The organism is Rhizobium sp. F40D2, assembly GCF_051810745.2.
Classification (GTDB): Bacteria; Pseudomonadota; Alphaproteobacteria; order Rhizobiales; family Rhizobiaceae; genus Rhizobium.
In genome coordinates this window covers 1,010,051-1,028,695 of record NZ_CM131436.1, presented here as the reverse complement: position 1 = coordinate 1,028,695, position 18,645 = coordinate 1,010,051, and the positions used below count along the sequence as shown (strand labels likewise).

Annotated in this window: 21 protein-coding genes, 1 tRNA gene and 1 riboswitch; of the genes, 10 read left to right on the top strand and 12 right to left on the bottom strand. The window is 62.9% G+C overall.

What is annotated here, in order from left to right:
- The first annotated feature begins 1 nt into the window (after position 1).
- From argF to ACS4RS_RS04915, 3 genes are all read left to right on the top strand, one after another.
- Complete coding sequence (gene argF, locus ACS4RS_RS04925) at positions 2-916, top strand: ornithine carbamoyltransferase (protein ID WP_439008480.1); 915 nt, start codon at positions 2-4, stop codon at positions 914-916.
- Between the two features lie 87 nt (positions 917-1,003).
- Positions 1,004-1,996 carry an Hsp33 family molecular chaperone gene (locus tag ACS4RS_RS04920; RefSeq protein WP_439008481.1) on the top strand — a complete coding sequence of 331 codons (993 nt, stop codon included), beginning with the start codon at positions 1,004-1,006 and terminating at the stop codon, positions 1,994-1,996.
- A 116-nt stretch (positions 1,997-2,112) separates the two neighbouring features.
- Positions 2,113-2,700, top strand: coding sequence for a hypothetical protein (locus ACS4RS_RS04915; RefSeq protein ID WP_439008482.1), 588 nt, complete (start codon positions 2,113-2,115; stop codon positions 2,698-2,700).
- 86 nt (positions 2,701-2,786) lie between these two features.
- Here the strand turns inward: ACS4RS_RS04915 and apaG are convergent, their stop codons facing one another.
- Positions 2,787-3,179, bottom strand: coding sequence for a Co2+/Mg2+ efflux protein ApaG (gene apaG / locus ACS4RS_RS04910; protein WP_003588769.1), 393 nt, complete (start codon positions 3,177-3,179; stop codon positions 2,787-2,789).
- 252 nt (positions 3,180-3,431) lie between these two features.
- Entirely contained in the window at positions 3,432-4,616 is a 1,185-nt protein-coding gene (locus ACS4RS_RS04905; RefSeq protein WP_439008483.1) for an O-succinylhomoserine sulfhydrylase, read from the bottom strand.
- A 42-nt stretch (positions 4,617-4,658) separates the two neighbouring features.
- A riboswitch (SAM riboswitch) is annotated at positions 4,659-4,737 on the bottom strand.
- Between the two features lie 73 nt (positions 4,738-4,810).
- Here ACS4RS_RS04905 and ACS4RS_RS04900 point away from each other — a divergent pair.
- Both ACS4RS_RS04900 and ACS4RS_RS04895 read left to right on the top strand, forming a co-directional pair.
- Positions 4,811-5,905: a 2'-deoxycytidine 5'-triphosphate deaminase gene (locus tag ACS4RS_RS04900; RefSeq protein ID WP_439008484.1), complete on the top strand. Its 1,095-nt coding sequence runs from the start codon at positions 4,811-4,813 to the stop codon at positions 5,903-5,905.
- Positions 5,906-5,961: 56 nt separating this feature from the next.
- Positions 5,962-6,035 (top strand) — tRNA-Gly (locus ACS4RS_RS04895).
- Positions 6,036-6,059: 24 nt separating this feature from the next.
- On the opposite strand, the gene ACS4RS_RS04890 is transcribed toward ACS4RS_RS04895, so the two are convergent.
- Entirely contained in the window at positions 6,060-6,338 is a 279-nt protein-coding gene (locus tag ACS4RS_RS04890; protein ID WP_439011751.1) for a hypothetical protein, read from the bottom strand.
- A gap of 366 nt (positions 6,339-6,704) precedes the next feature.
- Between ACS4RS_RS04890 and ACS4RS_RS04885 the strand changes: the two genes are divergently transcribed.
- On the top strand, positions 6,705-7,085 hold the full coding sequence (locus tag ACS4RS_RS04885; protein ID WP_439008486.1) for a VOC family protein: 381 nt from the start codon (positions 6,705-6,707) through the stop codon (positions 7,083-7,085).
- A 218-nt stretch (positions 7,086-7,303) separates the two neighbouring features.
- Here ACS4RS_RS04885 and ACS4RS_RS04880 read toward each other — a convergent pair whose 3' ends face one another.
- Positions 7,304-9,313: a methyl-accepting chemotaxis protein gene (locus tag ACS4RS_RS04880; RefSeq protein WP_439008487.1), complete on the bottom strand. Its 2,010-nt coding sequence runs from the start codon at positions 9,311-9,313 to the stop codon at positions 7,304-7,306.
- Positions 9,314-9,668: 355 nt separating this feature from the next.
- Between ACS4RS_RS04880 and ACS4RS_RS04875 the strand changes: the two genes are divergently transcribed.
- The gene (locus ACS4RS_RS04875) at positions 9,669-10,544 is read left to right on the top strand and encodes a transporter substrate-binding domain-containing protein (RefSeq protein ID WP_439008488.1); all 876 of its coding nucleotides are present in this window, start codon (positions 9,669-9,671) and stop codon (positions 10,542-10,544) included.
- 10 nt (positions 10,545-10,554) lie between these two features.
- On the opposite strand, the gene ACS4RS_RS04870 is transcribed toward ACS4RS_RS04875, so the two are convergent.
- From ACS4RS_RS04870 to ACS4RS_RS04850, 5 genes are all read right to left on the bottom strand, one after another.
- A complete protein-coding gene (locus tag ACS4RS_RS04870) occupies positions 10,555-10,968 on the bottom strand; it encodes a tellurite resistance TerB family protein (RefSeq protein ID WP_003570543.1) in 414 nt (137 codons plus the stop codon).
- Between the two features lie 82 nt (positions 10,969-11,050).
- The gene (locus ACS4RS_RS04865) at positions 11,051-11,770 is read right to left on the bottom strand and encodes a thermonuclease family protein (protein ID WP_439008490.1); all 720 of its coding nucleotides are present in this window, start codon (positions 11,768-11,770) and stop codon (positions 11,051-11,053) included.
- Between the two features lie 11 nt (positions 11,771-11,781).
- Positions 11,782-12,471 carry a S24 family peptidase gene (locus ACS4RS_RS04860; RefSeq protein WP_439008491.1) on the bottom strand — a complete coding sequence of 230 codons (690 nt, stop codon included), beginning with the start codon at positions 12,469-12,471 and terminating at the stop codon, positions 11,782-11,784.
- A gap of 102 nt (positions 12,472-12,573) precedes the next feature.
- Positions 12,574-13,221 (bottom strand): response regulator, encoded by a 648-nt coding sequence (locus ACS4RS_RS04855; protein WP_184693219.1) that lies wholly within the window; start codon positions 13,219-13,221, stop codon positions 12,574-12,576.
- A gap of 93 nt (positions 13,222-13,314) precedes the next feature.
- Positions 13,315-13,713 (bottom strand): hypothetical protein, encoded by a 399-nt coding sequence (locus ACS4RS_RS04850; protein ID WP_439008493.1) that lies wholly within the window; start codon positions 13,711-13,713, stop codon positions 13,315-13,317.
- A 123-nt stretch (positions 13,714-13,836) separates the two neighbouring features.
- On the opposite strand from ACS4RS_RS04850, the gene ACS4RS_RS04845 reads away from it, so the two are divergent.
- Both ACS4RS_RS04845 and ACS4RS_RS04840 read left to right on the top strand, forming a co-directional pair.
- Positions 13,837-14,190, top strand: coding sequence for a DUF952 domain-containing protein (locus ACS4RS_RS04845; RefSeq protein ID WP_439008494.1), 354 nt, complete (start codon positions 13,837-13,839; stop codon positions 14,188-14,190).
- The gene (locus ACS4RS_RS04840; protein ID WP_439008495.1) at positions 14,187-15,275 is read left to right on the top strand and encodes a quinone-dependent dihydroorotate dehydrogenase; all 1,089 of its coding nucleotides are present in this window, start codon (positions 14,187-14,189) and stop codon (positions 15,273-15,275) included. Before ACS4RS_RS04845 ends, ACS4RS_RS04840 begins: the two co-directional genes overlap by 4 nt.
- Here the strand turns inward: ACS4RS_RS04840 and ACS4RS_RS04835 are convergent.
- The 3 genes from ACS4RS_RS04835 to ACS4RS_RS04825 are packed head-to-tail and all read right to left on the bottom strand — an operon-like array spanning position 15,251 to position 17,386.
- Positions 15,251-16,591, bottom strand: a complete 1,341-nt coding sequence (locus tag ACS4RS_RS04835; protein ID WP_439008496.1) for an MATE family efflux transporter — start codon at positions 16,589-16,591, stop codon at positions 15,251-15,253. The two genes, ACS4RS_RS04840 and ACS4RS_RS04835, sit on opposite strands and share 25 nt — an antisense overlap.
- A 29-nt stretch (positions 16,592-16,620) precedes the next feature.
- Positions 16,621-17,118: a CAP domain-containing protein gene (locus ACS4RS_RS04830; protein ID WP_439008497.1), complete on the bottom strand. Its 498-nt coding sequence runs from the start codon at positions 17,116-17,118 to the stop codon at positions 16,621-16,623.
- 1 nt (position 17,119) lies between these two features.
- On the bottom strand, positions 17,120-17,386 hold the full coding sequence (locus tag ACS4RS_RS04825) for a DUF6460 domain-containing protein (protein ID WP_449313901.1): 267 nt from the start codon (positions 17,384-17,386) through the stop codon (positions 17,120-17,122).
- A 174-nt stretch (positions 17,387-17,560) separates the two neighbouring features.
- Here ACS4RS_RS04825 and ACS4RS_RS04820 point away from each other — a divergent pair, with 174 nt between their 5' ends.
- A complete protein-coding gene (locus ACS4RS_RS04820) occupies positions 17,561-18,493 on the top strand; it encodes a methyltransferase (RefSeq protein WP_449313991.1) in 933 nt (310 codons plus the stop codon).
- Positions 18,494-18,645 lie beyond the last annotated feature (152 nt).

Genomic DNA, 18,645 nt, shown 5'->3' with positions numbered 1-18,645 from the left:
CATGGCTCCTAAACATTTCCTCGACCTTTCGGCGGTCACCTCAGCCGACCTCAGAACCATCATGAACGATGCGCTCGCCCGCAAGCAGGCCTTCAAGGCCGGCAAGGGCGACAAGCCGCTGGCCGGCAAGATGCTGGCGATGATCTTCGAGAAGCCGTCGACCCGCACCCGCGTCTCCTTCGACGTCGGCATGCGCCAGCTCGGCGGCGAAACGCTGTTCCTGTCCGGCACCGAGATGCAGCTCGGCCGCGCCGAGACGATCGGCGACACCGCCAAGGTGCTGTCGCGTTATGTCGATGCGATCATGATCCGCACCACCGAGCATTCCAGGCTCAAGGAGCTTGCCGAGCATGCGACCGTGCCTGTGATCAATGCGCTGACGGATGACACCCATCCCTGCCAGATCATGGCCGATATCATGACCTTCGAAGAGCATCGCGGCCCGATCAAGGGCAAGACCATCGCCTGGACCGGCGACGGCAATAATGTGCTGCATTCGCTGGTCGAAGGGGCCGCGCGTTTCGGCTACCGCATGAACATGGCCGTGCCCCTTGGCTCGGAGCCCAAGGATACCTATCTGAACTGGGCCCGCAATGAGGGCGCCGAAATCATGCTCTGCCATGATGCCGACCGTGCGGTCGACGGCGTCGATTGCGTGGTGACCGATACCTGGGTCTCCATGAATCAGGAACATCGGGCCCGGGGTCACAACGTCTTCCAGCCTTATCAGGTCAACGCGGCCTTGATGGCCAAGGCCGGCAGCGATGCATTGTTCATGCATTGCCTGCCCGCGCATCGCGGCGAGGAAGTGACGGACGAGGTGATCGACGGCCCGCAATCCGTGGTCTTCGATGAGGCGGAAAACCGTCTTCATGCGCAGAAGTCGATTCTTGCTTGGTGCCTGGGCGCGATCTGAACCATAATCGGACGCCGCGTGTGAAAACGCGCGGCCGCGCGAGCGAAGGGCACTCTGTCCTTTCGCTTGAAAACTAGGAGTGAATCCATGGCAGAAGCTGCAGCCGCCCTCGGCCAGTTCGATTTCGCCGGCGATGACCATGTCGTCCCCTTCCAGGTGGAGGGTCTGGATGTGCGCGGCCGCGCCGTTCAGCTCGGCCCGATGCTCGACGCGATCCTCGAGCGCCATCATTACCCCGCACCCGTCGCCCGGCTGCTTGCCGAAGTTGTAGTGCTGACGGTGCTGCTCGGCACCTCGCTGAAATTCGACGGCAAGTTCACCGTGCAGACCAAGGGCGATGGCCCGGTCGATCTTCTCGTCGCCGATTTCTCGACGCCGGAAAATGTCCGTGCCTATGCCCGTTTCGATCATGCGCTTCTCAACAAGGCTATCGCCGCAGGCGAGACCGAGCCCGAGCAGTTGCTCGGTCGGGGCGTGCTCGCCTTCACCATCGATCAGGGCAAGTTCGGCCAGCCTTACCAGGGCATCGTTGAGCTCGACGGCACCTCGCTTGAGGACATCGCCGGCGTCTATTTCCGCCAGTCGGAGCAGATCCCGACGCGTGTGCGCCTGGCCGCCGCCGAACTTTTCGACCGCGACGATGCCGGCAAGCCCCGCCATCGCTGGCGGGCAGGCGGCCTTGTCGCTCAGTTCCTGCCGGAAGCGCCGGAGCGCATGCGCCAGCCGGATCTCCACGGCGGCGACGGCGACACCGGCGGCCGCCTGCATGGCGAGGATGACGCCTGGACCGAAGCCCGTTCGCTGGTCGAGACCATCGACGCCGATGAATTGACCGACCCGCTGGTTGGCACCGAGCGGCTGCTGTTTCGTCTGTTCCACGAACGCGGCGTGCGCGTCTACGAACCGCGGGCGGTCTTCGACCGTTGCAGTTGTTCGCGCGACAAGATCAAGGGCGTGCTGAAAGGCTTTACCGCCGAGGAGATCGAGGCCAGCCAGGAAAATGGCGAGATCGCAGTCACCTGCGAATTCTGCTCGACCACCTACCGCTTCGAGCCGGTGGAACTTCAGCCGGCCGAATAGGCTCAGTTGAGCATGTACAGAACGAATACAAAAGATTAGCGATGATGCAGCACGGTGGCTCGACTTTTGGTAGTCACTGTGCACCAATTATCCAATTGGTTCGGGGATGGGACTTCATGCGCATTTTTTATTTCGTAGTCGCTCTCATGGCTGCGATGCCACGAATTGGCTTGGCTGATGATAAGGCAATCCAATGGAAAGAGGTCGGGGGCTGGACCGTGGCTGTCGACCCGACTTTAGACAATGGCTGTTTTGTTCTGACGTCCTTTGATGACGACACCATTTTTCGTCTTGGCTTCAATTTCCGACAAAAGGACAAACCTCTGTACATTCTGCTCGGAAATCCGAACTGGAAATCCTTGGAGAAAGGTAAGCATTATCCCATCGAACTCTCGTTAGACCAGACTCAATGGACGGCTGATGCGAGAGGTCTGGATCTCGACGGCCTCAAATCATTGTGGATCGATACCGACGATACCGACTTGATTGAGGAGTTCGCTGGCAAACTGAGTTTCCGCGCCCGCTTTAACGGAAAAGAGATTGTTGCCCTCGGTTTGAAAGATTCCGAGAGGGCAGCGGATGAGTTGCTCGCCTGCCAAAAGGCGGTAAACGATGCGGTCATAAAACAGGCGGGGCCGCCACAATCAAAAGATCCGTTCGAAGCAAAGCCAGGCACCCAAGCCTCGGATCCTTTTGACCTTTAGTCGATTGATGACTGGGCAAGCCCGAGGACTCATGCGGCAGGCACGGCGTTCGTGTTCGCACGACGAAGCGACCGCGAACCTATACGTCAGTTGAGCACGCGCAACAGCCCCGGTGAATCCAGCGAGAAGGCGGGGATGTCGACATCGAACATCTCGCCTTCATCCGTTTCCATCTGGTAATGGCCGAACATCAGGCCGGAGGGGGTGTCGAGCGGGCAGCCGGAGGAATATTCGTAGGTGTCGCCGGGGCTGAGCCGCGGCTGTTCGCCGACGACGCCCGGGCCGGTCACCTCGTCCACCTGCCCGTTCTGGTCGGTGATATTCCAGTAGCGGTTGACCAGGCGAACGGCGATGGCGGAATTGTTGCTGATGACAATCCGGTAACCCCAGACATAGCGATCGTCTTCCGGATCGGATTGCTCCTCCAGATAGAATGGTTCGACGACGACTTCGATATCTTTTGTGAGGGCGCGATACATGCCTTGCACCTTAGTCAAGATATGTTACCCGTATCTTATAAGAGGCGCTGTCCGTCAAGAAACGGAACGTTGATCGTGACTAAAACGGTCCTGATCCAAGCTGTTTCGATCGTTAAGCCTAATTGACAGTGTTAATTTCACTTCCGAACGCCGGCACCGCCGAACTTGTTCCCCGGCCGGACCGCAGTGAGGTCTGGCCTATCCCAACGTGGCGTGCCGAACCCGAGAGGGGTCCGGCCGCCATGGGTGCGATCAGGCGGAGACCTTGGCAAGCGCCTTGGCGAAATCCTCGATCAGGTCGTCGGTATCCTCGATGCCGGCCGAAAGGCGGACCGTGCCCGGGGAGATGCCGAGTTCGGCGCGCGCCTCTTCCGTCAGGTTCTTGTGCGTCGTCGTCGCCGGATGGGTGATCAGGCTCTTGCTGTCGCCGAGATTGTTGGAAATCTTGACGATATCGAGCGCGTTCTGCAGCGCGAAGGCCGCCTCCTTGCCGCCCTTCAATTCGAAGGCGACGAGGGTCGAGCCGCCGGTCATCTGCTTGGCGATGATGTCGGCCTGCGGATGGTCCTTGCGGCCGGGATAGATCACCTTGGCGACCTTGTTCTGCCCGGCGAGGAAATCGGCGATCTTCGCCGCATTCTCAGTCTGCTGCTTGACGCGCAGCGGCAGCGTCTCGATGCCCTTCAGCAGCGTCCAGGCATTGAACGGCGACATGGCTGGGCCGGTATGGCGGAAATAGTCGTGCAGGTTCTCGTCGATCCAGTCCTTGTCGGCAAGCACGACGCCGCCGAGGCATCGGCCCTGGCCGTCAATGTGCTTGGTGGCGGAATAGACGACGATATGGGCGCCGAGCTCCAGCGGCTTCTGGAAGAGTGGCGTCGCAAAGACGTTGTCGACGACGACCTTGGCGCCGATCTGGTTGGCGAGCTTGGCGACCCCGGCGATATCAACCACCTCGAGCGTCGGGTTGGTCGGGCTTTCCAGGAAGAACACCTTGGTGTTCGGCCGGATTGCCTTTTCCCAGTTGGCAAGATCCCGGCCGTCGACCAGCGTGCACTCGACGCCGTATCTCGGCGCCAATGTTTCCACCACCCAGCGGCAGGAGCCGAAGAGAGCGCGCGCGGCGACGATATGGTCGCCCGCCTTGACCTGGCAGAGGATGGCTGCGCTGACCGCCGCCATGCCGGATGCGGTGGCGCGGGCGTCTTCCGCGCCTTCCAGCATGCACATGCGCTTTTCGAACATGTCGTTGGTCGGGCTGCCGTAGCGGGCATAGATGTAGCCGTCCGTCTCGCCCTTGAAGCGGGCTTCGGCCGCTTCCGACGTCTCGTAGACGAAGCCCTGCGTGAGATAGATTGCCTCGGATGTTTCGCCATATTGCGAACGCAAGGTTCCGCCGTGGACGAGTTGCGTTGCCGGGCGCCAGGTCTTGCTCATGCCATCACCTTCACATAACAAAAAAACCGGCCGCAAAAGCAGACCGGTTTCAACCCGGTCTTTTTAGCCACTTGTTTAACGTGGCTGCAAGCCGACCGGCCAAATCACCACGGGATAATTCTGCAATACTGCTGTTAGCTGCTTGCGTCAATTCCCCGTATTTGGTTTTGTCGGCGGCAAATGATGGATGGGGCATGATGGCTCGTGAAACGGGAATTCTGGCGGACCGCGCGATCTCGGCGCTGTTCGAAACGGGGCGGCTGATCTCCGAGCGCGAGTTGGACCGCGACCAGATCCAGCCGGCAAGCCTTGATCTGCGCTTGGGCGCCAAGGCTTTTCGGGTGCGCGCCTCTTTCATGCCCGGCCCTTCGCATCTGGTGTCGGACAAGCTCGACCGGCTGAGCCTGCATGTGATCGATCTTTCCGAAGGCGCCGTGCTCGAAACCGGCTGCGTCTATATCGTGCCGCTGATGGAGAGCTTGGCGCTGCCGGCCGGCATGTCGGCCTCGGCCAATCCGAAGAGCTCGACCGGCAGGCTCGATATCTTCACCCGCGTCATCACCGATTACGCTCAGGAATTCGACAAGATCCCAGCAGGCTATTCCGGCCCGCTCTATCTCGAAATCAGCCCGCGCACCTTCCCGATCGTCGTGCGCCGCGGCTCGCGCCTGTCGCAGATCCGCTTCCGCGTCGGCCAGGCCCTGCTCGGTGAGCCGGAACTGTTGAAGCTGCATGAAAGCGAAACGCTGGTCGCCAGCAAGCAGCCGAACGTATCGGGCGGCGGCATCGCGCTGTCGATCGACCTCGCCGGGGATGAAGACGGCCTGATCGGCTACCGTGGCAAACACCACACCGCCGTCGTCGATGTCGACAAGAAAGCTCAGCACGACATCTTCGATTTCTGGGAACCGCTCTATAGCCGCGGCCGCAACGAACTGATTCTCGATCCGGACGAATTCTATATCCTCGTCTCGCGCGAGGCCGTGCATGTGCCGCCGGATTATGCCGCCGAGATGACCCCCTTCGACCCATTGGTCGGCGAATTCCGCGTCCATTACGCCGGCTTCTTCGACCCCGGCTTCGGCCACGCACCGGCCGGCGGCCGCGGCAGCCGCGCCGTGCTCGAAGTGCGCAGCCACGAAGTGCCCTTCATCCTCGAAGACGGCCAGATCGTCGGCCGCCTCGTCTACGAGCACATGCAGGAAAAACCGACCAGCCTCTACGGCTCCGGCCTCGGCTCCAACTACCAGGCGCAGGGCCTCAAACTCTCGAAGCATTTTCGCATCTGAGACGGCTGCGCCGCGACTTGACAGCGGCCCCCATCTGTTGGAAATCTCGCATCATCGCGGGTGTAGCTCAATGGTAGAGCAGCAGCTTCCCAAGCTGAATACGAGGGTTCGATTCCCTTCACCCGCTCCAGCTACCTCTTCCAGCGACCTTCTTCTAATCCCCAAAAAAGCGGATTGGCTTGTACCGGCGGTGCGCGATGATCAGGCTCCGGTCGGGCTGGATGATGTAGGTTTCTTCAACCTGCTGGCCATACTGGTCGATGAAATCATGCGGGAAGGCGGAACCAACAGGTGATTTGGTGAGCTTGGTGCGTGGCTGGCCGTTGTAGGTGATGCTTCCCGGGATCGGCTCCAGGCCGGGGCCGCTATAGGTTGCGGTGCTGCACCCGGTGAGGATGAGGGTGGCAATCAGGCCGATGAGTGCGGGTTTCATATCAATCCCTTCCGGTGCGCCGAACGATGCGACCTTACTCCCGATCGGATGACGCTCGCCAGATGAAACGGCATATCCGCCTTCAATCCTTCGAGAAACGCTGCTTGGGACGTCGTGATCGGCTATCGGGGCTATTCCATTGCCGAAGTGGGCGCCGTCTGCTAGATCGGCGGTGTCGAAAAAGGCAGGATCGGTTGAGGTAAGCCCGATCCCTTCCGCTAGAGCGTCATCAGCGCTCTCAAGAAGCTCTGCTCCGTAGCCTATGGCACGAGAACCCGCGACGTGATCCGCATGCAAATGCGGGATCCCGGCGGCGTGCGGAGACGGCAAATTGCAGTCCCGGGATTTTTTTGAACGGAGACTGTCATGCGCCTGAACCATCTCGATTTTCACGTACCCGATATCGCTGAAACGGCGGATTTCTTCATCCGCCATTTCGGCCTGCGGCTGAAGGGTATGCGCGGCCATAATGGCCTTGCGATCATGGAGGACGATGCCGGCCTCGAAATCGTCCTCAGCCACGCCATCGCCAAGTTCGGCACCGCCGACCAGGTGGAGATAGGGCGACAGACCTATCATATCGGCTTCATCCTGCCCGAAAGGGCGGATGTCGATAGGGTTCATGCCGGGCTTGTTGCCGCTGGCGCGGTTCTGTCAGGTCCGCCGGCCGCCATGCGCGGCGGCTGGCTGTTCTATTGCACGGCGCCGGGGAATATTCTCGTCGAGGTGGGGTGGCGGCCGGGTTAGGGGGAAGCTTGAGAGAAAAGGATGGACTTCGATTTGCCCCCGTGGACTGCCCCTCACCCTAGCCCTCTCCCCGTAAAACGGGGAGAGGGGACGTGCCCTGCGAGACGTTGGCGAGGAACGGAGAGGTCGCGGCACACCCCCTTCGCCCCGTTTACGGGGAGAAGGTGGCGGCAGCCGGATGAGGGGCAGGCGGCGATCGCCGGGGAGTATTATTTGCCTCAGAACTCCGTCCAGTCACCATCCTGGCCTTTCGGCGCGCTGTTGGTTGCACCGAAAGCGTTGGCAAGCGTCTGGCCGAGGGCGCGGGCGGGCGAGGCTGTCGGGCGGGCAGCACCTTCCCGGGCGACGCGGACCGCGGGTGCCTTGGCCACTGGGCGCGCGGCGGCGCGTGGTGCGGCTGCCGGCGGTCGGGTCGAGGCGATCGGTGCGGCAGCGGCGAAGCCGCCGGTGCCTGTCAGCCTGAACTGGCCGAGCAGGTTGTTCAGCGCTGTCGCTTCCGTCGCCAGGCTGTGGCTGGCGGCTGTCGACTGCTCGACCATGGCCGCGTTCTGCTGGGTGCCCTGATCCATGGTGTTGACGGCGGTGTTAATCTCCTGCAGCCCGATCGACTGTTCGCGCGAGGCTTCGGCGATGGCGTGAACGTGCTGGTTGATTTCCTGCACCTCCTGGACGATCGAATCGAGCGCCTTGCCGGTTTCGCCGACCAGCGAAACACCGGTCTGCACATGCGTGCCGGAATTGGTGATCAGGTCCTTGATTTCCTTGGCCGCCTTGGCCGAGCGCTGGGCCAGCTCACGCACCTCCTGGGCAACGACGGCAAAACCCTTGCCGGCATCGCCGGCACGCGCAGCTTCGACGCCGGCGTTCAACGCCAACAGGTTGGTCTGGAAGGCGATGTCGTCGATGACGCCGATGATGTTGGAGATTTCGCCCGAGGATTTTTCGATCTGCTGCATTGCGGAAACGGCCTTGCGGACGATCTCGCCGGATTTTTCGGCGCCGAGGCGGGTGCGGGCGACGAGCTGGCTTGCCTCCTCAGCACGCTTGGCGGCGTCGCGCACCGTCGTGGTGATCTCCTCCAGTGCTGCCGCCGTCTCTTCGACGGAGGCCGACTGCTGTTCCGTCCGCCTGGAAAGCTCGTCTGCGGAAGAGCGGATCTCGTCGGCGCCGGCGCCGATCGCCCGGGCATTGGCGCCGACCGTATGCAGCGCCTCGTTGAGCTTCTCGACCGAGTTGTTGAAATCCTCGCGCAGCGCATCGAGATGGGCGACGAAGGGCTGGTCGATATGCGAGCCGAGATCGCCGGCGGCAAGCCGGCGCAGACCGTCGCCGAGTGCGGTCACGGCGCCTTCAAGCTCGGCTGCTTCGCGGGTCCGCTGCGCCTCGCGTTCGCGGCGCTCGCCGTCGCTGAGGTTGCGGTCGGCTTCGGCACGCGCCTCGATCCGCGCACGCTCGATCGCATTGTCGCGGAAGATCGAGACGGCCTTGGCCATCTGGCCGACTTCGTCGCCGCGGTCGAGCCCGCCGACCTCGCTTGCGGTATCGCCCTCGGCAAGCCGCGTCATGCGCAGGCGCAGCTGCGTCATCGGGCCGGCAATGCCCATCTGGGCGACGACCACGCTGAAGCCGACGGCGAGCAGCACGGCGATGCCGATCAGAACGAGGCAGAAGACGATCCGCCCGTTGACCGAAGCCGAAAGCGCGTCGCCGCCGTCGTTGAGCATCGCCATCATCGCATCGTTGTTGGCGATCATCTTCGGCGTCAGCGCATTGAGCTTGGCATTGATCAGGGCAACGCTCGCCTGCGCTGCGGCGCTGTCCTTGGCTTTGCTCTGCTCGATGATCTTGTTCGCCAGCGTTTCGATCTCATCGATGCCGGCCTGAATTTCGTCGATCGCCGGCTTGCGGCTCGGCACCAGCGCCAGCGCATCTTTCATCCGCTCACGGGCCTGCGGCAGCTTGCTCGGCGTGGCGAGCGTCGTCTGGAATGCCGGCGTATCGGGCTTCATGTCGGCAAGGAGGCTCACCTGCAGCACCGAGGCCACCACCGAGGCGCTGGCGCGCGCACTCTGCATCGAGGCCAGCGCTTCATGATCGATGAAGGCGCTGTAAGCGGCGTCCGCACGGCGGAACTCGGCGATGACATAGACCAGCCCGGCCATCGTGATCAGCCCGAGGAGCGCCACGACTGATATGATTTTCGTGCGGATTTTCAGATGCTTCAACATGGAAATGTCACCCGGTTGACCGGGCGTCGCACGCCCGGTTCTTTGAAATCAATTGTTGCAAACAGAGCGCTGCGTCGGCGTCGCGACTCAGGGATTATTGCGGGATTGACGCATGCATCATGCAATCGGCCGGCGGGTCCGTGTCGTCGTCACAAATAGAGGCGATATTCTTTAATTCCGCGCTAACGGCGGGGCCGCGCCGCGGTGATTTTTGGGATAAGGAGGGCAGCTGCCGCGCGGCTGCGAGGCCGATGAGTTCGCGACTGTCGTTCGCTCCCCGCCCATTGATATTCCCCGCCACGCATGACTCTGTTACATCTCGCCGCAACGCTTCGCGCTTAGCTCCGAGACCACGATGATCGAAACCAAACAGGCATTTCCGATTCTGAGGGCTCTTCTCGCGTTCGACCTGTTTCTGGGCGCTCTGTTTTGCGGCTTTGCCGCATCCGCCCAACAGGCAACACCGTCGCTGCCGCTGCTTTTCGATGCGCGTGAACGTCTGGCGAGGCCCGATCTCTCGTCGCTTGTCCGCCTGCGCTTCCTGACCTCGGTCGATTTTCCGCCGTTCAATTTCACCGATCAGAACGGCAAGCTTTCCGGTTTCAACGTCGATCTCGCCCGCGAAATCTGCAGCGAGCTGGAGATTTCGGACAAATGCCAGATCCAGGCGATCCCCTTTGCCGATCTGAAGGATGCGCTCGCCGCCTCGCAGGGCGATGCCGTGATCGCCGGTCTCGCCGTGACGCCGGAGCTGCGCCGGCAATTCGTCTTCTCCCGGCCGTATCTGATGCTGCCGGCCCGCTTCGTGCGCAATGTCGCCGTGCCGCTCGACGGCAAGACGGCGGCCGCGCTTTCGGCGCACCCGGTCGGTGTGGTCAGGGGCACGGTGCACGAGGCGATGCTGGCCGCCTTCTTTCCGGCGATCAAGGCTCAGGCCTTCGACACCAAGGAGGCTCTGCTTGCGGCACTCAAGGAGGGCAAGGTCGATGCCGCCTTCGCCGATGCGCTTCAGCTTTCCTTCTGGGTTTCCTCGCCGGCCTCGGCCAAATGCTGCGCCCTGTTCGACGGGCCCTATCTCTCCGAGCATTTCCTCGGCGAGGGCATGACGATCATGCTGCGGCAGAAAGACAGCCTACTGACGGCGGCCATCGACCACGCGCTCGCCACGCTGTCGCGCAACGGCCGTCTCCAGGAAATCTATCTGCGCTATTTTCCCTACGGGCTTTATTGACCCTTAAAGCTTATCCCTTGCGGAAACGGGCAATGGCGCTGCGCTCGATCGCCGCGCAGGTGAGCTTGTCGAGACCGAGCCGGTCGCGCAGCAGGCTGAGCAGCCGCAGTTCCTCGGCTTTCACAGAGAGATCGGCGGAAGCGACTTCGACGGCGAGCGCATAGGCGGTGTCGTAGAGTTTTGCCGGCAGGGTGTCGCGCACGGTTTCGAGAACGACGTCAAGGCCCTCGGGCCCGGCCAGCAGCGAGGCGCAATCGCGCGCCACCGAAATCAGCTTGTCGTCGTCGAAATCCCGGAAAACCGGCAGGAATCCGATCAGCTGTCCGATCCTTTCCATCTCGCGGTCGTTCATCGTGCTGTCGACGGCTGAGGCCATCACCATCACGTAGATCAGCGCATCATGGGCGGAAAGCGGCTTGTTCATCTCTGATTCCTTTTTCGATCAGCCCAGAGTGGGAATTGGCAGCCGGCATTGCAAGGGATCTGCTCCCTGTCAAGACCGCCGGTCATCTCCGGCGCGGATCGTCGCCGTAAAGGCCTTTTCCGGCTTGCCTGGCCTTTTCGGCGGCCGCTACAAGCGGCGAACCCGCCGCTGCCTCGGCCCAGCCGTTTTCGGCAAGCCATGCGCCGAGATCCTGCGTGCCGAGCCGGCAGGCGGCGCTCGCCGTTTCCTTCCATTCGGCAGCGTCGAGATCGCAGGCGATGCTGCGGTTGCGCAACAGTTGGCGCAGCGCGGTCTTGGCCATCATGCCGCAGGGCCATTGCCGGCCAGCCGGCCCGCATATCTTGTCGGCCGGCGTCGGCACGATGCCGGCAAGCTGAAGCTTGTGCTCGCCGAAGGAGAGAAGGCCGGCATTTTCGACTGCCGGCCGCGCCAGTTCCATCGGCTTTGTCGCGGCTGGACTTGCCGTCTGCCCGGCGGCCGTCTCGGCCCGCGGCTCGCTCTCGGCGGGTTTGGGCGCCGTGCCGTCGGCAGGCCCGGGGGAGGGCGGCGTCGGTGCTCGCGCCGCCGGTTCCGTCGAGCGGACGATCACTTCGGCCCGGTCGTCCGAAATCCCAGCCGGTTCGCCGGCTTGCGCGGGCGGATCCGCCGCGGTCGCCGTCTCCTCGGCAGACACGAGCTCGCCCTCGGCCGTGCCGCCCCGCAGCCTTGCTTCACCCGTCATCAGCAGGCCGGCCACCACCACCATGCCTATGAGACCTGTGAAGACGGCGGCAGGGCGCATGGAATATCTTCCTATTGGCTGGCCCAGATGATGCGGGCGATCCAATCGACATCGGAAAGCTCAAGGGTGCGGTTGGGATGTTCGGGATTGAGCGACATCAGCTCGATCGTGCGCGGGCTTTGGCGCAGCAGCACCTTGGCCATCACTTCGCCCTCGCATGTGCGCACGACGACGCGGTCGTTGCGGCGCACCTGCGCGCCGGGCTCGACGATCAGCACGTCGCCGTCGCGGTAGAGCGGCATCATGCTCTCGCCCTGCACCTCCAGCGCGTAGACGGCTGATTTCTGCGCTGGAGCCGCCGGAAATTCCACGACGTCCCAGCCCTGGCCGGCCGGAAAACCGCCATCGTCGAAGAAGCCGCCGGCACCGGCCTGGGCAAAGCCAAGCAGCGGAATTGAACTGCCCTGCGGCAGAAAGGCGCCGTCAGGCTGTGCGGCCCGCTGCCCGGCCAACTGTATCGAAAAACCGGCATCCGGCTGCAGGAAGGCAAGAAACTGCTCGACGCTCGCCCCGGTGGCGTCGAGCACCTTGGCGATCGATTCCGTCGAGGGCCAGCGCAGCCGCCCGTCGGCGGAAAGCCGTTTCGACTTGTTGAAGGAGGTAGGGTCGAGCCCGGCGCGCCGGGCAAGACCGGATGGCGTCAGCTCGTGCCGCTCGGCAAGCCTGTCGATCGCTCCCCAGATCTGATCGTGTGACAGCATAGGCGCCCGATTCAGTGCGCGGCTCATCTGCGCGTAATATTAACCGACCGCGCCGCCTGAGTAAAGGCAAGGGAGGAATAAAATCCTGTTGTCGCTAGCGTATCAGGCAACCATCGCCATGTTGATCTTGCCGAGCTGGATGACTGCCTGCGTCCGGCTGTCGACGTCCAGCTTCAAGAGGATCGCCGAGACATGCGCCTTGATCGTCGCCTCGGAGACGCCGAGTTCATAGGCGATCTGCTTGTTCAAAAGCCCTTCACCGAGCATCGTCAGCACCCGGCTCTGCTGCGGCGTCAGCGTATGCAGACGGTGGATCAGGTCGGCGACATCGGGATCCTGCTCCTGGCCGCCGCGGTAGTTTTCCGGCGTGGCGATATCGCCGGCAAGCACCGTCTGGATGCTGCGGCGAATGTCGTCGATGCCGGCGGATTTTGAAATGAAACCGGAGGCGCCGAGTTCCAGTGCCCGGCGGATCGTCGTCGCATCGTCGGTTGCCGAGACGATGATGATCGGCAGGCTGGCGAATTCGGAGCGCAGCGCCATCAAGCCGGAAAAGCCGCTGACCCCGGGCATGGCGAGGTCGAGCAGCATCAGGTCGGCCTCCGCATGGTCGCCTGCCGCCCGGCGCGCCGCTGCGAAATCGCCGGCCTCGACGATCGCCTGCCGGCCTTCCATGCCGATGACCGCCTGGCGCAGCGCATCGCGAAACAGCGGATGATCGTCCGCAATGATGATGGTCTGTTCCTGCATCGAAAACTCCCTCCCAAGAGCCCGATCGTGCCCGCATGCGCCGCCGTCCCCTCCGACGTCTGCATGCATGCCTAGTGATATGACTATATCAGATCAGGTCTTCTGCGGAAGGGGATTGGCCTTTTCCTCAGCCTGAAACTCCTTCACCATCCCCATGAAACTCTTCATAATCTTCTCCATGATGCTGATCGAGCGGTCGACCTCGGCATCGCTCGGCAATGCGCGCTGGATGGGGCCGCCCTGTTCCAGCTTCGTCACCCGTTCGGAAAGCCGGTCGAGTTCGTCCTCATAGGCCGCCCGTTCGTCGGCCGCCATCCGGCAGACGAGGGCGCCGTCCTTGTCCTGGCAGATCGACATCGCCCCGGTCTGCCGGTCGAGCCGGACGAAATGGTCGCCGCTCTTCTCCAGCTGGAACCGGTTTGCATCGGCCTCGGCTGCGGCGGCGCCAAACGGCAGGAGAACAACGCCAAGTGTCAGAACCAAAATCTTCATCGTCTCATCCTCCGGAATTTGCTCTCGCTATTTAGTCCCCGTTTTTAACGGCCGGGGCGTGGACATCGCCGCCTCTTTCCGGCAAAGCGCTGGTGACCGAGGATCAGCAATCGCGAGGCCATGATGAGCGTGACACCGACCCTTTACAAGATCGTGACGGAAACGCTCTGGCAGCAAGCCAGACAAACCGGCATTTTTCATGGCGCCGGCATCGATCTCAAGGATGGTTTCATCCATTTCTCGACGGCAGACCAGGTGAAGCAGACTGCCGCGCTGCATTTTACCGGCCAGTCCGGCCTGCTGCTGATTGCCGTCAATGGCGGCCGCTTCGGTGACAAGCTGGTGTTCGAGCCCTCGCGCGGCGGCGATCTCTTCCCGCATCTCTATGCCGATCTGCCGCTTGAGGCCGTGCTCTGGGAAGCGCCGCTGCCGCTCGACCAGGCCGGCGCCCATATTGTCCCGGAGCTGCAGCCATGATCGATCCTTTCAAACGCCTCGCCCGCAAGGGTCTCTTCCTGTTCGATCCGGAAACGGCGCACGGCATGTCGATCGCCGCGTTGAAATCCGGCCTGGTGCCCGCCTGCCAGATCACGCCCGATCCGCGCCTGCGCCAGACCGTCGCCGGCCTCACCTTCGAAAACCCGCTCGGCATGGCGGCAGGCTACGACAAGAATGCCGAGGTGCCGGAGGCTCTGCTGAAGCTCGGCTTCGGCTTTACCGAGATCGGCACGGTGACGCCGAAGCCGCAATCCGGCAATCCGCGGCCGCGCATCTTCCGCCTGGTCGAGGATGAGGCCGTCATCAACCGTCTCGGCTTCAATAATGAAGGCCATGAGGCCGCTTTCGCGCGCCTCGCGGCGCTGAGCGCCAAGGGCATCGTCGGCGTCAATATCGGCGCCAACAAGGATAGCGAGGATCGCATCGCCGATTACGTCGCCGGCATCCGCCGTTTCCATTCGGTGGCGCGCTATTTCACCGCCAACATCTCCTCGCCGAACACGCCCGGCCTGCGTGACCTGCAGGCGCGAGAAAGCCTGGCAGCGCTGCTATCATCAGTGCTTGCAGCGCGCGACGAAGTGGCGGCGGCCTCCGGCCGCAAGGTCCCGGTCTTCCTGAAGATCGCCCCCGACCTCACCGAGGAAGGCATGGACGATATCGCAGCGGAAGCGCTTTCGCATGCGCTGGATGGCTTGATCGTCTCCAATACCACGCTGTCTCGCGACGGCCTCAAGGATCAGCGCCAGGCCAAGGAGACGGGTGGCCTCTCCGGCGTGCCGCTGTTCGAAAAATCGACGTCGGTGCTTGCGAGAATGCGCAAGCGTGTCGGCGCCGCGCTGCCGATCATCGGCGTCGGCGGCGTCTCCTCGGCCGAAACCGCGCTGGAGAAGATCAGGGCGGGCGCCGATCTCGTCCAGCTCTATTCCTGCATGGTCTATGAAGGTCCCGGCTTGCCCGGCGATATCGTCCGCGGCCTCTCCAAACTCATGGACCGCGAAAAGGCAGCCACGATCGGCGAGTTCCGTGACAGCAGGCTGGATTACTGGGCGGCGCGAAAGCTCTGATCGGCCCGCGGCTTGACCAGCAGCGCCAGGAAAAAGCCGCGGAAGAGCAGGAAGGCGTTCATACCAAGCCACAGGCCGTGATTGCCGAAGAGCGGCACGAAGACGGCGAGCATCAGCAGATAACCGGCAAAGGACAACAGCATCCGGTTGCGCATATCGGCCGACCATGTCGCGCCGATGAAGACCCCGTCCATCAGGAAGGCGAGCGCGCCGGTCAGCCCGGTCACCGCCGCCCAGGGCAGATAGGCCGCCGCCGCTTGCCGCACCTCGGGTGAGGTCGTCAGCACCGAGATCAGCCAGGGACCGGCGAGGAAGAAGAAAGCGGAAACGATCGCCGCCAGGCCGAAGGACCACAGGATCGTCAGCTTCAGCCCGCGGTCGAAGGCCGGCCGGTAGCGTGCGCCGATCGCCCGGCCGGTGATCTGCTCGGCGGCATTGGCAAGCCCGTCGAGATAGTAGCTGGAGAGCAGGACGAAATTCATCAGCACGGCATTGGCGGCAAGGGTCACCGCGCCGAAGCTGGTGCCGATCCGGGTCATGATGGTGAAGGCGCCGATCAGCACGAAGGTGCGGATCAGGATGTCGCGGTTGAGGGCGAAAAGCTCGGCCAGCCGATGCCGGGAAAAGATCTCCGCCCATGCCGGCCGCTCGGCCTTGGCAAAGCCGCCGAGCACGATGAAAAGCCCGGCAAATGCCCCGGCCGTCTCACCGGCCATCGTTCCCCAGGCGACCCCCGCCACGCCCCAGCCGAGCGTCAGGCCGAGATGGATCGACAGCAGGATATTGATCCCGTTGATGATTGCCTGCAGCAGCAGCCCGATCTTGCCCTGGCCGCGCCCGAGCACGAAGCCGAGAATGGCGTAATTGGCGAGCGCAGCCGGTGCAGCGAGGATCCGGATCGAGAAATAGGTGCTGGTCGCCTCTCCGATCGCGCCTTCCGCGCCCATCAGCCGCAACCCCGCCGCACTCAGCAGCGGCGAAAGACAGAGCAGTGCCAGCCCGCAGACGAGCGCCGAAATCAGCGCCCGGAAGAAGACCGCCTGCTGCTCGTGCTGGTCGCGCTGGCCATAGGCCTGCGCCGTCAGCCCGGTCGTCGAGGCGCGCAGGAAATTGAAGCTGCCCATGATCAGATCGAACAGCATCGCGCCGATCGCCAGCCCCGCCAGCGCTTCCGGATCGCCCATGCGGCCGACGACGGCGGTGTTGGTCAGCCCGAGCATCGGCGTTGTCATGAAGCCGAGCGTCATCGGAATGGCGATCGACAGCACCAGCCGGTGCGTCACCGCGAAGGCGAACCTGTTATTGTGCGTATCCATGCCTGGCCTGATCTCGAGGCCGAATCGCCTCAGCTTGACAGCACCATGGCCCAATAGGGCAGGTTCCTGGAAGATGAATTGTGGGCGACGGCGACGCCGAGGCCGTCATAACGCCCGAGCATGTTTTCCAGATGATGCGGCGAGTTGATCCAGGCCGTCACCACCGCATCGACGCTCTGCTGGCCGGAGGCGATATTCTCCGCCGCCGGCAGCCGGACGCCGCTCGCCTTGACGCGGGCGCCGAAACCGTCGGTCATCCCCATCAGATGCGCCATCTTGCCCGCACTTGCCATGCGTTTGGCCTGGAACAGCGCGGCCGTGCTCGCCGCCGGATCGACAGCAAGCGGCGGCAGACCGTTCTTCGCTCTCAGCTGGTTGACCAGCGGCAATACGCTCGCCGTTTCGTCCTCGCCGTTCGAAGGCGTGCCGGCAAGGCGCGGGCTGGTGGTGCAGCCGGCGATGCCGGTGGCAAGTGAAAGCCCGGAAAGGATGAGCAGGCTGCGCCTGGAAAGATCGATCGATGTCATGTTACCGGCGATAGCTGAAAAGGCGAAGGATGACGAAGAGCGGGATGACGATCGTCGCCCCGAGGAGGAGATAGTCGCCGACGCGCCCGAGCGCTGAAAAACCGCGATGCCAGATTTCCAGGATGAAGTCCCGGAACCCATAGATGATGTTCCACGGCGTCAGGCCGAACACCGTCATGACGAAACCGACGATCAGCGACACGACGACAAGCTTTATCAATGTGCGGGCGAGCGGATCGCCGAGGAACCTGTTCACCTGATCGGACATGCGCCATCTCCTGTTTACCCTTGGAATAAGGTTGCGGCGTGTTGCCCGCAAGCCCTTTCGGGGATTGGCCGCTTCGCCTCTGAAATAGGACTTGAGTTTTTTTGTGGCCGCCGCCAGATGCGGGCCACGCAAAACTGTGCAGCGCAACGACATGCGTCAAATAGAGAGCCGATGATGCAGCCCCACCAGCTTTCCTCAGGCGACGTCATCGCCGACCGCCGCGCCGATTATGCCCGAATGCTCGACGAGGGCGGCGAGCCGGAGGCGGCGGCCGAGCTGATGGAACAGGCCCTCGAACTGGTGCCGGGCTGGGCCGCCGGCTGGTATCGCCTCGCCACCTATCGCGAAAAGGCGGGCAGCGGCGAGGCCGCGATCGAGGCCTATCGCAACACGCTTGCCCTTGATCCCGACGACATTTTCGGCGCCGCCCTCAAGCTCGCCCTTCTCGGCGACGCCGCCACACCGGATCGGCCGCCGAGCCGCTATGTCGAGCGCCTGTTCGATGACTATGCCGACCGTTTCGAATCAGCGCTCGTCGAAAAACTCGATTACACCGTTCCGCAGAAGCTCGCAGCCCTCGTCGCGTCCACCGGCAGGCATTACGAATGCGCCGTCGATCTCGGCTGCGGCACCGGCCTGCTCGGCCCGCAGATCCGCGCCGGCGTCAGCCGCCTCGAAGGCTTCGACCTCTCACAGAACATGCTGGCCAAAGCCGCCGAGAAGGGGATCTATGATCACCTCGCTCAGGCCGATCTGTCGCTGGCGCCCGATCTCTCCGGCTTGTTTGCCGAGGCGGGGCGTCGGCGCGCCGATCTGGTGACGGCCGCTGACGTGCTGATGTATCTCGGCAATCTCGAGAGCGTCTTTGCCGTCATCGAAGACCTCGCCGCATCAGGCGCCGATATCGCCTTTTCCGTCGAAGATGCTGGGGACAGCGGCGGCTTCCACCTCGCGCCGTCGCTGCGTTATGCCCATTCGGAAGCCTATGTGAGACTGCTGCTTGCCCGCCACGGCCTCGAAATCCTGAAGATCGTCAAGACGGTCATTCGCAAAGATGGCGGCAAACCGGTTGCCGGCATTCTGTTCCTTACGCGCAAACCCGCGTGAGCGAACATTTCTTGCGATGTTTTTATAGGTCAGCATTGCTTACCTATTTTGCTTGATCCGCTTGCCGAAAGGCCCGATACTGCACCGCATCGGCAGCGAGCCCGGCAATAAACGCCAAGGCGCTCGGGCTCATTTCATGACCCAAACTTTCG